The 13088-nt window shown below is 58.4% G+C and carries 14 protein-coding genes; 8 read left to right on the forward strand and 6 right to left on the reverse strand.

Annotation, left to right across the window (positions count from 1 at the left end; translation table 11 throughout):
* The first annotated feature begins 19 nt into the window (after nucleotides 1–19).
* The 6 genes from AB7G19_RS23970 to AB7G19_RS23995 all read left to right on the forward strand — a co-directional run bounded on the left by AB7G19_RS23970 (nucleotide 20) and on the right by AB7G19_RS23995 (nucleotide 3263).
* Complete coding sequence (locus AB7G19_RS23970; protein WP_354131261.1) at nucleotides 20–817, forward strand: hypothetical protein; 798 nt, start codon at nucleotides 20–22, stop codon at nucleotides 815–817.
* A 231-nt stretch (nucleotides 818–1048) separates the two neighbouring features.
* A complete protein-coding gene (locus AB7G19_RS23975) occupies nucleotides 1049–1468 on the forward strand; it encodes a hypothetical protein (RefSeq protein WP_354131260.1) in 420 nt (139 codons plus the stop codon).
* Nucleotides 1465–1821, forward strand: coding sequence for a hypothetical protein (locus tag AB7G19_RS23980; RefSeq protein WP_354131259.1), 357 nt, complete (start codon nucleotides 1465–1467; stop codon nucleotides 1819–1821). The genes AB7G19_RS23975 and AB7G19_RS23980 overlap by 4 nt, the downstream gene beginning before the upstream one ends.
* A complete protein-coding gene (locus AB7G19_RS23985) occupies nucleotides 1808–2329 on the forward strand; it encodes a hypothetical protein (protein WP_354131258.1) in 522 nt (173 codons plus the stop codon). The genes AB7G19_RS23980 and AB7G19_RS23985 overlap by 14 nt, the downstream gene beginning before the upstream one ends.
* A 34-nt stretch (nucleotides 2330–2363) precedes the next feature.
* Nucleotides 2364–2555, forward strand: coding sequence for a hypothetical protein (locus AB7G19_RS23990; RefSeq protein WP_354131257.1), 192 nt, complete (start codon nucleotides 2364–2366; stop codon nucleotides 2553–2555).
* Nucleotides 2556–2924: 369 nt separating this feature from the next.
* A complete protein-coding gene (locus AB7G19_RS23995) occupies nucleotides 2925–3263 on the forward strand; it encodes a hypothetical protein (RefSeq protein WP_354131256.1) in 339 nt (112 codons plus the stop codon).
* A gap of 115 nt (nucleotides 3264–3378) precedes the next feature.
* Here the strand turns inward: AB7G19_RS23995 and AB7G19_RS24000 are convergent, their stop codons facing one another.
* From AB7G19_RS24000 to AB7G19_RS24015, 4 genes are all read right to left on the reverse strand, one after another.
* Entirely contained in the window at nucleotides 3379–5109 is a 1731-nt protein-coding gene (locus tag AB7G19_RS24000) for an adenylate/guanylate cyclase domain-containing protein (protein WP_354131255.1), read from the reverse strand.
* A gap of 137 nt (nucleotides 5110–5246) precedes the next feature.
* Nucleotides 5247–6656: an invasion associated locus B family protein gene (locus AB7G19_RS24005; RefSeq protein ID WP_354131254.1), complete on the reverse strand. Its 1410-nt coding sequence runs from the start codon at nucleotides 6654–6656 to the stop codon at nucleotides 5247–5249.
* 435 nt (nucleotides 6657–7091) lie between these two features.
* Nucleotides 7092–8234 carry a DUF262 domain-containing protein gene (locus AB7G19_RS24010; RefSeq protein WP_354131253.1) on the reverse strand — a complete coding sequence of 381 codons (1143 nt, stop codon included), beginning with the start codon at nucleotides 8232–8234 and terminating at the stop codon, nucleotides 7092–7094.
* 2 nt (nucleotides 8235–8236) lie between these two features.
* Nucleotides 8237–8818 (reverse strand): hypothetical protein, encoded by a 582-nt coding sequence (locus AB7G19_RS24015; protein ID WP_441268140.1) that lies wholly within the window; start codon nucleotides 8816–8818, stop codon nucleotides 8237–8239.
* A 465-nt stretch (nucleotides 8819–9283) separates the two neighbouring features.
* Between AB7G19_RS24015 and AB7G19_RS24020 the strand changes: the two genes are divergently transcribed.
* Nucleotides 9284–10231, forward strand: a complete 948-nt coding sequence (locus AB7G19_RS24020) for an alpha/beta hydrolase (RefSeq protein ID WP_354123635.1) — start codon at nucleotides 9284–9286, stop codon at nucleotides 10229–10231.
* Between the two features lie 8 nt (nucleotides 10232–10239).
* Nucleotides 10240–11247 carry a Na+-dependent transporter gene (locus AB7G19_RS24025; protein WP_166096383.1) on the forward strand — a complete coding sequence of 336 codons (1008 nt, stop codon included), beginning with the start codon at nucleotides 10240–10242 and terminating at the stop codon, nucleotides 11245–11247.
* A gap of 7 nt (nucleotides 11248–11254) precedes the next feature.
* Here AB7G19_RS24025 and AB7G19_RS24030 read toward each other — a convergent pair whose 3' ends face one another.
* Nucleotides 11255–12049: a methyltransferase domain-containing protein gene (locus AB7G19_RS24030; protein ID WP_354113147.1), complete on the reverse strand. Its 795-nt coding sequence runs from the start codon at nucleotides 12047–12049 to the stop codon at nucleotides 11255–11257.
* Between the two features lie 35 nt (nucleotides 12050–12084).
* Nucleotides 12085–13026 carry a GlxA family transcriptional regulator gene (locus tag AB7G19_RS24035; protein WP_283018737.1) on the reverse strand — a complete coding sequence of 314 codons (942 nt, stop codon included), beginning with the start codon at nucleotides 13024–13026 and terminating at the stop codon, nucleotides 12085–12087.
* Nucleotides 13027–13088: the final 62 nt, after the last annotated feature.

Consider the following 13088-nt stretch of genomic DNA (forward strand, 5'->3'; position numbering starts at 1 on the left):
AAATTGAGGATTTTCGGAAATGAAATTTCAAATGACGCGGAGCATCGTTGAGAATCGTGGCGTCAATTACACGTTCACGAACGTCGCCACTGGTAGGAACGCTAGTACGTTCATCCCCGTGACGGAACTGACCGGCACACCCTACGATGCTTCGCTCAAGATGCTCGATAACGCCCTCTTAAACCTCGGGGCTATCGTTGAAAAGAACTCCGCTGAGTACCAGCCGGCATCCCTTATGTCCCACAATCGCGCCGCTGTTGAATTCTCCACGGTTTCAGCCGCGTTTAAGAGCACGCAGCGTGCCGGATTGATTGAAGCTGACGGCACCCGGAAGGATTGGGCTGAGCGCACTGCTATCGAACCTGCAAACTTTGGCACGGCGGCTATTCGTGCGCGCGGCGTGGCGAAGTTTGACGCCACACCGGACGGCCAGAGACCAACGCTGCTGTCCGTGATGCGAGAGCAAGAACTGGCGGGCATAATGGAAGTCGGGGCGCTCGATGACCTCCCGCCTGAGGTAGCTCAGCAAGCTCGCGAACGATATGCCTCACTTAGGGGCATCCGCGTGTCAGGCATTCAGGCGGATCACACCCAGAGACCGACCGACACTGCCCCACTTTTAAGTGGACCCGATGTCGCTAGCGCCCAACGTGCGGCGAAAGCTTCGTTCGATCAACTGAAACAGCGATCGGAAAATATTGGCTTTGTTGAGAAGGCGCTCAACGAAGTGATTAGCGTCGTTGAAACGTGCTGTGATTTGCACCGCCCGCAAGCCTATCGACTGCTGACCACAGGCAGCATTGATGTTGTGGAGTGACAGCATTGATCCGTGGTCCACGTCTCCCGGCTCAGATCGTTTTGGCAACTGGACGGGAGATCGGACCGGGCGAAATCATGCGTGCGTTCAACATCAGTAAAGCGCGCTTGCATTATTGGCGCCACGCGTATCAGTTTCCTCGCCCGACGAAATCACACGGTCCGGTCGTGCGTTCCGAAATTGGAAAATGGTGCGCATCTCGCAATTGCGCCGTACTTTGGTGTTGAGATCATGAGCAATGTCACGCCGTTGCCAGCCGATAATAACGGTCGCGACGGCAAGGGTCGCTGGGCAAAAGGCCCCGGCAATATCGGACGGCCGGTCGGTGCCAAGTCCCGTCATCAACGGGATTTCTCCGCGCTCATAGTCGCGATGATCCCGCGCGCAGCGCAAAAGCTTTCAGACGCTCTAGACAATTCTGAGCCGTGGGCGGTGCAAGCCATCATAAAGTTGGCCCTACCATCCGGCTTAACTATCGCCATGCATGGCGTTGAGCCGGCAGACGTGGAAAGCGCGCTTGCTAGCGGTGACATTTCATCCGAGCAAGCCAAGGCGATGATCGCCAACAAAAAGGACGGCAAGGCAATCAACGAACTCGATGAACACCGGGCGATGATGAGCGAGATTTTGGAGAAGCTGCCAAGGCAATGATCACCGAGCGAGACAAGCGACAACTTGCGTCGATTATCGCGATCGTGAAGCCTGCCAATTCGCTGGAAGCACGTCTTGAGAAGTTGAGCGAAGAACATCGCGTTCGGTACGACATTTATTGTTGGCGGATGGTGCAATGGGCAACACGCATAAATGCAATGTGCCCAGATGATTATGAAGGCGGTATCGATGCGCATCTATACGCGCGATCGATTGACTCTAAGAGTTACGAACCGAGATTAGACGCGCGTGTGCAAATGGCGCTGTTCGGACCGACGCCAAGGATATTGAAAACGGCGAGCGAGGACGAAGCCATGCGGATTTACAAGGAATATTGCGATGAGCAACGTTGATAGAATTCCCGAAGGTTGGCACATGATCCGCGTCGAGCATCCTACGCCGATCATCTATACTTTCGGTCCTGAAATCGATCCGTACACATGGCAGCAGCTACCATCAACGTTTAGACATTTCCTAACGGTAAAGGAATTTGACCGCAAGCACGGTCTGTATGAAGCAAACAAGCGACAAGACATTCAACGTGTTGAAGCGTTGATGTTAAGCGGGATAGCTGAACCGTTTCGCATCGGTAAAGATGCTCTTGGGCATGACAATCTATTGGTCAACGGCGAAACGTTGACCAAGATCATTACGTTTCATTCCATGCGCAACAGCAATCCGGGCGGTGCATTCAAGCCTCGCGAGCTTGCACTATTATTCGAGCAGTACACCAACCAGAAAAACGACGCTCTCGACTGGCTCGAAGCAATTACTCCACGCGACCGTGCGCGCGCCTTTTTGACCATCTTGCGCGAAATGGTTGAATGGCAACAGCGACACGGTTTATCGGACGAACCGTAATGTTTTCCAGTCCGAACAACAGAGGTACGCACCCATGGCTAAGATGACCAAAGCACAATATTGCGAAGCAGGAATGTCACACATCGAGCACATGCGCCAGCTACTGAAAGAGCACGGCGACAGCGCAACGCTCAATCTCCATGCCGATCACCTACGCTCAATTCTCATATATGAGAGCGTGAAAGCGCTTGGCGTGATCGATACGCGCGAACCCACAAAGCATTAAGTCGGAATGCAGCACCGGCAAAGGTTAGTCGCTTCTCCATTGCCGGTGCTCGCACCCCGGACGTGTTGTCGGATGTACGCAACACGTCCGGGGAATGCTTCGAAGACGGACGCGCCCTCCGCCGAGGTCTACTCCTAAATTGCTGAATTGATTGCGATGAGGATCGCGATGGCCCGCGCACTCACCAAACTGTCTGACCATCGCGGTTTATATGGCTGTGGAAATCGTCACGCGATATCCGCCCGATGACCGTTCATGACCGCTCGTGACGCTTAGTAACCTTTTCTGATCCCAATCTGCCACTTTTGACCGTCCGGCCCGAACGGCCGATCTTGTGCGGCCACAGAGGCGCATAAGGAGATCCGTCAAATGAGCACACTTTCACAACTGATGACGCAGCGAGCCGCTGCCGGTGCAGCCTACGCCAGCGCGGTTGATGCGCTGAAGATTGCCTACGTAAACCTCGCCGCGCTCGACCGCACGATGGAAAATCGCAATGTCGTCGCACCGGTCCCCTCTGTCGTCTTCGGTCCGATCCCCAATGGCGGGCCGGTTCCCGTGCTGTCTTTCCTGCGTGACAAGAACGCGGTTGATGATCTTGTGCGGCTCCTGCAACACGCCGAGTTCGCGCCCAACTTAAAGCAGGATTGGCCGGCTCAGATCATCACAGCGTCGAACATGCAAGTCGCATCGTTCACGCAGGGCTAAATAGTGGCGAGTACTCATAAACGTCGGCTTTCGGTTATAAAGCGGAAGTTGCCAGTTCGGTCGATCATCGGCGGCTTAAGACCCATAGGAGACGTCCGCCGTGTCGGTCCGACGCTTATTTTTCGATGTGCCACGACCCGTCCCAGTCGCATGGAGGTGGTTTTGCTTTGAAGCTTTCGATGCGCTGGATTAGAGCCGTGGCAGGCCCGTCGCCGGGCATCGCTTCGAGCGACACATTGAACGCGGCAAGCGCTTCATCCCATCGCCGGTCCCGGTAGGCCGCGAGCGCCTTGAGGTACTTGTCACGTGATGCAAGCTGCTGCGGCGTAAGATTACCTTTCTTTCCTACGATTTCGAACACGGCCTCGAAACGAGTCTGGCCCGCCACCACGATGCGATCGATCTCCCGAACCTCAAGTGAGGTGCCCACGGCAGCAATTGTTCTTTCGGAAACGAGATTGCGGGTGCCATACACCTTGTTTGCGCCTTCCAGCCGCGAGGCGAGGTTCACGACGTCGCCCATGACGGTGTAGCTCATCATCACGTCGGAGCCGATGCTGCCGACCAGCGCCTCGCCGGTCGCGATTCCGATCCTTAGATCGCATTTCTCCATTGGGGTTGCGCGAACGCCAAGCAGTTCAGGAATCTCCTCGCGCAATTTGTCGATACGTTCGATCATTTCCAGCGCGGCGAGGCATGCAAGCCGGGCATGATCGGCCTCATCGACGAAAGGAGGGCCCCAATACGCCATGATGCCGTCGCCGATATACTTGTCGATGATCCCTCGGTTGTTCCGAATTGGTTCGGACATGACCGAAAGATAGTGGTTCATAACCTTGACGAGACCTTGCGGGGTCATGCCTTCGCTCAGGCTGGTGAAGCCCTTCAAGTCGCAGAACAACACAGTCATCACTCGGCGCTGGCCTTCGGCGGCCGTCAAATTAGGGCGATCGATCAGTCCTTCAACGACGCGCGGGTCGATATACTTGCCGAATGTTTCCTTGATGCGTTGGTTGTTGCGCAATTGCACAACCATCCGATTGAAGGCGGCCGCCAGTTGTCCGATTTCGTCAGTCGCCCTTACATCGATTGACTGATCGAGCTGGCCCGCTTCGACCGCGCGGGTACCCTCTAGCAGTTGACGGATCGAGCGAATGATGCCGCCACTGACCAGGTTGGCGAAAATCAATCCGACGATCGCGGCAAGCAGCGTAACGATGGCCGAGGTCAGGGCCACCCGGGTTTGTTCCGACCTGATTTTTGCGATAGCCCCATCGCTGACGGTCAACATGCTCAACCGAATAGCGTTGACTTTCTCATCCAGCTCGTCGCGAGCAGCGTCTGCTTGCGCAAGGCTGCGCCTGACCGCCGCAAAGTCTCTGGCCTCAAGGTGTGAAAGTAGCTCTCCGGTTTCCTGCTTCAGTTGGCGGCGAGTATCGCTCAGATTTTCAATTCTGTTTTCGATGCGCGCCAGGCCTGCATTGTCCGAGGGTGTACTTGCGTCCTCAATGATCGAATTGATCAGTGTCCGCGCGGCTTGCGCCTCACTTTCGACCTCGTCTCCCTTCGCGTTGTATAGCTCCAAGCGGGCCCTATACCCGAGCACATCGGGCGGCTCCTGCATCTTCGCGATCACCATGCGGCGGACCGCGAGACCTCGTTCCAGAGACAGAGTATTGATCCGCGTCAGATGCCCGTTGATCGGGGCGTACCGTGCAGAGAGTTCATCAAGCAGATGGCCGACCCGCCTGACCATCACTATCGATAGGACCGATGTCGCCAGCATGAGGATGATCAATCCGACGGAGATCGCAACAATCCGCCGCCGTATCGACTGTTTGATCATCGATCCGGAGAAATTCTTGAATCCTTTAAGAGCGAGAACCTTTGAGATGTCTCGTGCTCCGTGGTGAAACGTCCGATGTACTCACAGTCGAGCTTCCCCGCGCTCAGCCACGTCAAGCGGTCAGAGACCAACTTCGTTCATTCCTCATTCAAGCTGAATTCGAAGGTTTTGGCGGGCGGGCCTTGGTGAACAGCCCCGAACTGGCTAAGCGGCAAATTTATCACCAGCGAAGAGGAGTAAAGGTCGGTGAGTTCGAGTTTGAGCTGTTGACCGGCTTCCATTTGGGCCGCCACAGTTGGTTCGATTCCGCGGGCTGCGATGCAGATGTTGGTGAGACACCAGTTGAAAGGAACCTGGATAGGGCTGCCCTGATCTACCGTCACCTTGACTCCCTGCTGCAGATTTGCCCCTTGCGGAACGAATAGCTGCAAGCGAGCCGGACCGTCAGCTCGCTCGATCAGATCGACACGCACCACGACCTGATCGAGATCGTCCGTGGCGGTTGATGTCGATCGGCATATCGTGGTTCGATCGGATGAGGCGAAACAAAATTTTTGCCAGGTTGATAAATGGATGTTTTCAGGCAGCCGCAATCGCGGCGGCGTCGAATGAGGCTCCTGCCGGGCCGAAGCGCCGTTGACCTGCTGCCCAAGCGGCGGGGCGGTCGCCGAATGCTTCTCTAGAAATTGCGATACCAAGGGCGACCAGATCGGCACCGCGTCAGCGGAATCGATCATGAAGTGCCCGTCGGTCCCAAAGGACGGGAACATACGGTAATCGGCATTTCCGCCCGCTTCGACAAAGGCATGATGCATCCGCTTCGTCAATTCCGGTCCGAAGTAGGTGTCGTTTTCCGCGTAGATCCAGAGCATCGGGACGCGTGCGGTGCGGCCAAACTCACCAGTAGCGGCAACGAGCTTGTCGGGAGCACAATTGTTGTTGGGTTTGCCGTCAACGCGGCCCCCACGGCCAGCCGCAAATGTAATGATGGCCTGAACTGATGACGGGTTTAGGCTCCCAAGAGCGATTGAACCCCATCCGCCGCCGGACTGGCCAACGACGACAACCTTGCCAGGCTGGATCATCTTCCGCTTACTCATGTAGTCGATGACCCACTCATTCAAAGTGGCGATAGCGAGTCCGGGACCACGAAAGTTCGGGTTGTCGCAGCTGCCGACGTGGGCAAAGACAGATCCGTAGAGACCTTGATCCTTGTCATCGAGACTACTAGCCCCGTACCTGATAGGCGAGATGACCACATAACCGCGGCGTGCAAACCAACGTGCCGCGTCCCGATATTCGATCGCGGGAAACAACGTCCGCTGATTGGCGTCGAGCGAAATTCCGTGGTTCATAACCACTAGGGGAAACGGACCATCTCCGACCGGCCGTACCAGGAAGGCAAGCACCGGCAGTGGAAACGGCAGCGCCCAAATCTCCTCTTGGATTGCTGGTCCCGCGCTTCGGTCATCTGCGATCGCCGAGGAATGGAATGCCGAGGGGACACTGCCCAGCAAGACGAGAACCATCAGCAAGTGCTTCAGCATGTGCTGTCTCCGCCCATGAGTTCTAGCCTAACGCTAGGTCTGAGGGGCAGGAAGCCGTTGATCTGGATCAATGATCAATCGGGACGGCCCGGCGTGCTAATGGTTTAAACCGCGTTGGAACCGTGGGATTAGTGTCTCTCCCATGGCTCCTCGGGGCCGGAGGCGGGACCCGGAGCGCCGCAGAGCATATACCGGCTCCGGGCCGAAAGCCTCACTAGACCCCCTTGTCTTAAGGGACCATACGGGGGCGATTCAGTCTGGACTAGTTGGTCTTGTTTGTCTGTTGCTGGCCCGTGGCTGACCTTCGCGCGGGGCGCGGCAATGTCTGGTAAGCGTGCTGAAGTGGACGAGCGGCGGAAACGTCATCCGCCAACTTCTTTGAATTGTTTCATCGAATTGCGGTCGCTAACGAAGACGATTGACCAGCAACGCCTTCTAGCGGCTCTTTTTGTTCCCTGCGCGTGTAACCAGCAAATTGCGAACTATTTTACCACGCAACTCTCGCTCTGCCTTCTGACCGACCGCTTCGCGGGCCGCTAGTGCGTAGTCCATCGGCACTGCATCCGCAAAACTGAGCAGCTTTTGTTTCGCATCTTGCGCAGATTGCTCCATTGTTTCAGGGATTCGAGAAAGTTCGGAGACGAGTGTAAAGAAGTTAGCTTTATTCCACCACATCGAACCGTCGGGCAGATTCATCAACTTGATATAGGCAGCGGCTTTGTTGATCGCCTCGATGACTTCGTTTTTTTCTGGAAAGCTGCTGGCGCGATCTTCGAGGTACTTACGGACTCGATTATTTCGCTGAAAGTAACCCGTCATGTATGTGCACATGAGGTTCAAAGTGAACATCAAAGGGACTTTGCGGTCAAACTCAAAGCTGGTGAAGATTTCCTTCGATCGGACCAGGTTCGTGAATGGACCCTCGGCTTGTGAAAGAAGCCAGTGCCACGTGTCCGAGTCTATGCCGGGGTCACGGCTGAAGATATTTGCCGGTATCGTTTCTTCACCGTCAGTCTCACTGCCGACATCACCTAATTCATCGTCGTCCGGAGGGTGTCCGACGATCTCACCGCACAGCACTCTCGCCACAAGCATGAATTCAGAGGCCGAGTATTCTGATGCAAGCTTTTCGATTGCGGACAACGAATAGTAAGTTCTGTTGAGCCGGTAGAATACGTCTTTCAGGCGGGGGTCTCCCGCATCAAGATCAAAGTCGATCACGGCCACTTCGTACTTCAAAAAATCTTCGCGCTCTTTAGGCGTAAGTTCTCTGAATGTTTTTCCTTCAAAGTCCAACTTTCCCTCAACAAAGTCCCGTATGGAGTTGAGTCGTTGCTGACCATCGACAACCGCCTGACTTGCTTCCATCGTGTCGAGGTCGATTGGTCCTCTAGCGAGGAAAATTTGCGGGAACGGATATCCTTTCATGATCGTGTCGATGAAGTCACGTTTGTGTGCCTCACGCCATACGAGATTTCGCTGAAAATACGGTGACAGCGTCAAACGAGAGCTGCGCATCGCCGCGACAAGATCAATTATCTCTCTTGATCGAACGGTATATTTGAGATCGTTTTGCATATTCAGCCTATGAGATCAGCTAGCGCACTGTCTTGTTTCCAGCAAAAAGCGTATTCGTTCATGTAGATCGCACAGTTGATGTTTTTGAACATCGTGGTGTGTTTCCGGCTTAACTGTCCTTGAAATCGAGACCAAGCCTGACTGAGGGGGGATTGGGGCATGACATCGATCCGAATCATGCCGCGCCTCAAAATCTGTTCCTTGAATTGGTCGATGTAGCCCACGCCCCGTTTTCCGAACGGCGTCAGGTCGGTGAAGGCTCGAGTGGTGGATACTACATCGATCCAGGCTCTCTGAAATAGCTCGACGTCAATGCAGGCGACGTCCAGATCGGAGACGCTCGGTTCGAAAAATTTGTCTTTATGGATGCTGAAGCCAATTTGTCCCGACCCGGAAAAGCTGACAGCCGAATAAGCGATGCAAAAATAGTTTGATATTTCAGTTTTGATCGCGAACTCGCGATCTCTTTCGTTGTGAAGGGCAGCGGCCCGCTCTTCAATGAAGAGACGGCGGGCGCGCTGTTCGCGATCAGTATATTTCTTACCGATTGTCCGAACGTGGTTCTTTAAATCATCGATTTTCATATCGCTTGTCGGCTCGGACCTGGTTGCGCGTTGCGCAGTGCTGCAGCGATTCGTGTTGCCGATCCCTGCCCGAGGCTTAGGAGCCCTGGGAACGGAGACCCGGCACGAATCACTGCCCAGATCATCTGGCATGGAACCATAATTTGGTGTGGGTGTGAGACTTCGCTCAATATGCCTTTGTTCACAGCTTTTCGCTTATGCCGGGCAGGTTTCGATCGCTGCAACCTGCGTTACGGCGATGTGGCATAGTGGTTAGCGGCGACTGGTTAGCCAAATGTTCCAAACATTGAAAATATTGACTTTTTAGCCTTGACGGGCGGAAAGGGCGGCATCCCTGCCTGCCCGCCGCCGGCTGGCCAGACCGGCGACCGGATGGGATAGTTCACCGGCCCCTCCCCGGGGCTGAGGCGGGCAGCGCCCCCGGAAACGACGTCCAACGACAACAGAAAGCCCAAGGTCGCTCCCATGCCCGTCGTGCTCGATCCCGATGCCGCCGCTGTCTACAAGGCGTTCCAGGACGCCGGCCGCCCCGCCTACGAGACCCTGACCGCACCGGAAGCCCGCGCCTATTACGGGCAGGCCCGCTTCGCCACCAACCCCGAGCCGCCGGAACTGGCGCGCGTCGCCGCGCTGGCGATCCCGGCGACGCACGGCGAAATCCCCGCCCGCATCTACGTGCCGAAGGATCCGCGCCTTCAGGACGGGTTGTCGCCGGCGCTGGTGTTCTTCCATGGCGGCGGCTGGGTGATCGGCGATCTCGACTCCCACGACGTCGTCTGCCGCCAGCTCGCCGTTTCAGGCGCGCTGATCGTGATCTCGGTCGATTACCGCCTCGCGCCCGAGCACAAGTTTCCCGCCGCCGCCGATGACGCGATCGCCGCCACAAAATGGATCGCCGCGAATGCGCGCGAACTCGGCATCGATGCCTCGCGCCTTTCGATCGGCGGCGACAGCGCCGGCGGCAATCTCGCCGCCGTGGTCGCACTCACCGCACGCGACGGCAATGGTCCGAAGATCGCGGGCCAGGTCCTGATCTACCCCGCGACCGATTTCGCCATGACGCACGGCTCCCACAGCGAGCCCGAGACCAGCGTGCTGCTGACGCATTCGGTGATCCGCTGGTTCCGCGATCACTATCTCAACGGCACAGCCGACATCCACGACTGGCGCGCCTCGCCGGCACGCGCGAAAAGCCTCGCCGGTTTGCCGCCGACCTATGTGCTCACGGCCGGCGCCGATCCGCTGCGCGACGAAGGCGACGACTATGCCGAGCGCCTCAGGCAAGCCGGCGTGCCCGTCGCCTACAAGCATTATCCCGGCCAATTCCACGGCTTCTTCACCATGGGCAAGCTGCTGCCGCTGGCCAATGTCGCGGTGCGCGAGATCGGCGCCTGGTTGAAGGAGCTGGGCTGACGCCTCCCATGCCCTTCGTTCTTCAAACCGTCTTCGCCCTCCCCCTGCGCGCGCTGACATGGCTCGGCAGCCAGGGCACCCGCGGGGTCGCGGCGGTCGTGTTCGTCGCCGCCGCCGTGCCGCCGCTCGGCGCGCTGCTGCGGCCCTACATCACCGAAGCGATCCTCGTCCTGCTCTGCATCTCCTTCATGCGAGTCGATCTCGCGGCGCTGTACGGTCACCTACGCCGCCCGGCGCTGATTGCGACCGCAACCGCCTGGACTACGATGGGCGTGCCGCTGATCGTCGGACTGATCATCTATGCAACAGGGCTCAACGACCGCTCGCCCGGCCTTTCCGTTGCCCTGATGCTCCAGAGCATGGCCTCGCCCATGATGGCGTCTCCGGCGCTCGCCGCGCTGATGGGCCTCGATGCCACGCTCGTGCTGGTCACGCTGGTGACCTCCACCGCGCTGGTCCCCTTCACAGCGTCGCTGTTCGCAAGCCTGTTCCTCGACGGCATGCTCAGCGTCACGCCGGCGACGCTCGGCCTGAAGCTGCTCGGCATCCTCGCGGCGTCGCTGCTGGCCGCAACCATCATCCGTTGGGTGTTCGGCGCAAAAGCGATCCAGCGCCACAGGAAGCCGATCGACGGCTTCAACATCATCATCCTCCTGATCTTCGCCGCCGCGATCATGGGCGATGTTGTGAACGATCTGGTGGCGCAGCCGGTGTTCACCATCAGCCTGGCGGCTCTGTCCTTCGCGATCTATTTCACGCTGCTCGCCGTCACCACGCTGCTGTTCCGCCGCATCGGCTATGAGCGCGCGCTGGCGCTCGGGCTGATGGTGTCACAGCGCAATCTGGGCCTGATGCTGGCCGCGACCGCCGGCGCGCTGCCGCCAACCACCTGGCTCTATTTCGCGATGACGCAGTTTCCGATCCATCTTGCGCCCTACATGCTGACGCCGATTGCACGCCGCCTGGTGGCCCGCGCGGATGGCAACGGCGAGGCCGCTGCAGGCAAGGCGACCTAGGCCGCAGTCATAGCGGCGTCGCAGCCGGCTTTGAGGCCCTGAAGAGATACCGGTTGGTGCTGAAGAAGTATTGTCCCGCCCCGCCCAGACGCTCGAACTCGCTGTGCCATGCTTCGAGATCATCGGCTGAAACGTCGTTCCTGCGGGCGACGAAGTCCCGAATGCCCTGGGCCAGCCCCTTGCTGTAGCTATCGTCATCGTACTGCAAATTCAGAATTGGAAAGACCGATGCTCCGTCCAGGTGAAGTCGTGCATTCAGCAATCTGCGGGCCATCGACCTCGGGAGACGCGGGTGAGCGCAGTGCGCTTCCCATGATTTCATGACCGCGGCCATACGTTCCGGGCTTTCGGAATGCCACACCACCGCGTCCCAATCCGTTGCGACAAAAATCGTGCGGCCCCCTGGCTTGAGCACGCGAAATGTCTCTGCAAGGACGCGGTCGACATCAGGCACGTACTCGGCAACCTGTGTGCACACGACGACATCGAACGACGCATCGGGTTGCCCCAATTCCGTGGCGTTGCCGATCGCATATGAAATCCAGGCGGAAGCCTTCTGCCGGTTGCAGACCGCGATCAGGTCAGTCGACACATCGATACCGACGACAGCACCATCAGGCCCAACGATCTGCGCCATGCTTTCGCAGAGATAGCCGGGACCACATCCGATATCGAGAACGCTCTCGCCGGCAGACAGATTGAGCTGCCGAATGGTCTCCGCGCGCTGGGCGGTCACGTCCCCCGTGAGATAAATTCTCTGGAGCCGTTTCGCGTTCTCGTTGCTGTACTCCATCCCGCCCATCTTCGCCTCCGCGCTCGAGTGCCAGGTGAGATTCCCTAACCCGCCCGCGCCGCGCGCCGCAGCGCCTGCGGCGGCTGGCCGAAGGCGCGGATGAAGGCGCGCCGCATGCGCTCGGGGTCGCCAAATCCGGTCGCCTCCGCGACGAGCTCGATCGCCTCGCGCGAGGACTGCACGCGCTCGCGCGCGACCTCGATCCGTAAGCGCTCGATCGCCTTCGACGGCGTCGTGCCGGTCTCGGCGGCAAAGGCGCGGGCAAAATGCCGTGCGCTCATGCCGGCACGATCGGCGAGATCTTCGACCGTCAGCCGGGCATCGAGGTTTTCGCGCGCCCAGGACAGCAGCGCGCCGAACCGGCCGTTCGGTGTCTTCAATTCCAGCAGTGAGGAGAACTGCGATTGGCCGCCGCTGCGGCGATGATACAGCACGAGCTGACGCGCGGCCTGTTGCGCGATCTCCTCACCATGGTCCTCGGTGACCATCGCGAGCGCGAGGTCGATACCCGCGGTGATGCCCGCCGACGTCCACACATTGCCGTCATGCGTGAAGATCTGGTCCGGCTCGAACTTCACCTTGGGATAGCGCGCGACGAAATCCCGCGTGCGGCCCCAATGCGTGGTGGCGCGGCGCCCATCGAGCAGGCCCGCCTCGGCCAGCACATAGGCGCCCGAGCAGACGCTGGCGACACGCACACCGCGCCGCGCCAGCCGCTGCACGAAGGCGCGCGTGGCCTCGCAGCGTGCGGCGTCCGTCACGCCTGCGCCACCCGCGATGACCAGTGTGGTGATCGCGTTCGCCGACCTGAAGTCGCGCGCCATCATTTCCACGCCGGACGAGCTGCGCACGGGCCCCGCGTTCAGTGCCAGCACGCGGATTCCGGTGGTCGTCTTGCCCGTGCAGCGCGCCGCGATCTCGAACACCGAGATCGGACCTGCCGCATCGAGCAACTGGAAATCGGGAAAGATCAGGATGCCGATCATGGTTGTGTCCGAAAGTGAGGGAAATACGCCATTTTGGACGGAATGGCATCATGAGAGGCTGC

Origin of the sequence: Bradyrhizobium sp. 215_C5_N1_1 (assembly GCF_052075935.1) — a bacterium.
Taxonomy (GTDB): Bacteria; Pseudomonadota; Alphaproteobacteria; order Rhizobiales; family Xanthobacteraceae; genus Bradyrhizobium; species Bradyrhizobium barranii.

Coding starts and splice junctions, on each gene's coding strand:
- AB7G19_RS24005 (WP_354131254.1), bottom strand. CDS start 6,656: ATGCTGAAGCACTTGCTGATGGTTCTCGTCTTGCTGGGCAGTGTCCCC.
- AB7G19_RS24020 (WP_354123635.1), top strand. CDS start 9,284: ATGCCCGTCGTGCTCGATCCCGATGCCGCCGCTGTCTACAAGGCGTTC.
- AB7G19_RS23985 (WP_354131258.1), top strand. CDS start 1,808: ATGAGCAACGTTGATAGAATTCCCGAAGGTTGGCACATGATCCGCGTC.
- AB7G19_RS23990 (WP_354131257.1), top strand. CDS start 2,364: ATGGCTAAGATGACCAAAGCACAATATTGCGAAGCAGGAATGTCACAC.
- AB7G19_RS23995 (WP_354131256.1), top strand. CDS start 2,925: ATGAGCACACTTTCACAACTGATGACGCAGCGAGCCGCTGCCGGTGCA.
- AB7G19_RS24010 (WP_354131253.1), bottom strand. CDS start 8,234: ATGCAAAACGATCTCAAATATACCGTTCGATCAAGAGAGATAATTGAT.
- AB7G19_RS24030 (WP_354113147.1), bottom strand. CDS start 12,049: ATGGGCGGGATGGAGTACAGCAACGAGAACGCGAAACGGCTCCAGAGA.
- AB7G19_RS23970 (WP_354131261.1), top strand. CDS start 20: ATGAAATTTCAAATGACGCGGAGCATCGTTGAGAATCGTGGCGTCAAT.
- AB7G19_RS24035 (WP_283018737.1), bottom strand. CDS start 13,026: ATGATCGGCATCCTGATCTTTCCCGATTTCCAGTTGCTCGATGCGGCA.
- AB7G19_RS23975 (WP_354131260.1), top strand. CDS start 1,049: ATGAGCAATGTCACGCCGTTGCCAGCCGATAATAACGGTCGCGACGGC.
- AB7G19_RS24025 (WP_166096383.1), top strand. CDS start 10,240: ATGCCCTTCGTTCTTCAAACCGTCTTCGCCCTCCCCCTGCGCGCGCTG.
- AB7G19_RS24000 (WP_354131255.1), bottom strand. CDS start 5,109: ATGATCAAACAGTCGATACGGCGGCGGATTGTTGCGATCTCCGTCGGA.
- AB7G19_RS23980 (WP_354131259.1), top strand. CDS start 1,465: ATGATCACCGAGCGAGACAAGCGACAACTTGCGTCGATTATCGCGATC.
- AB7G19_RS24015 (WP_441268140.1), bottom strand. CDS start 8,818: ATGAAAATCGATGATTTAAAGAACCACGTTCGGACAATCGGTAAGAAA.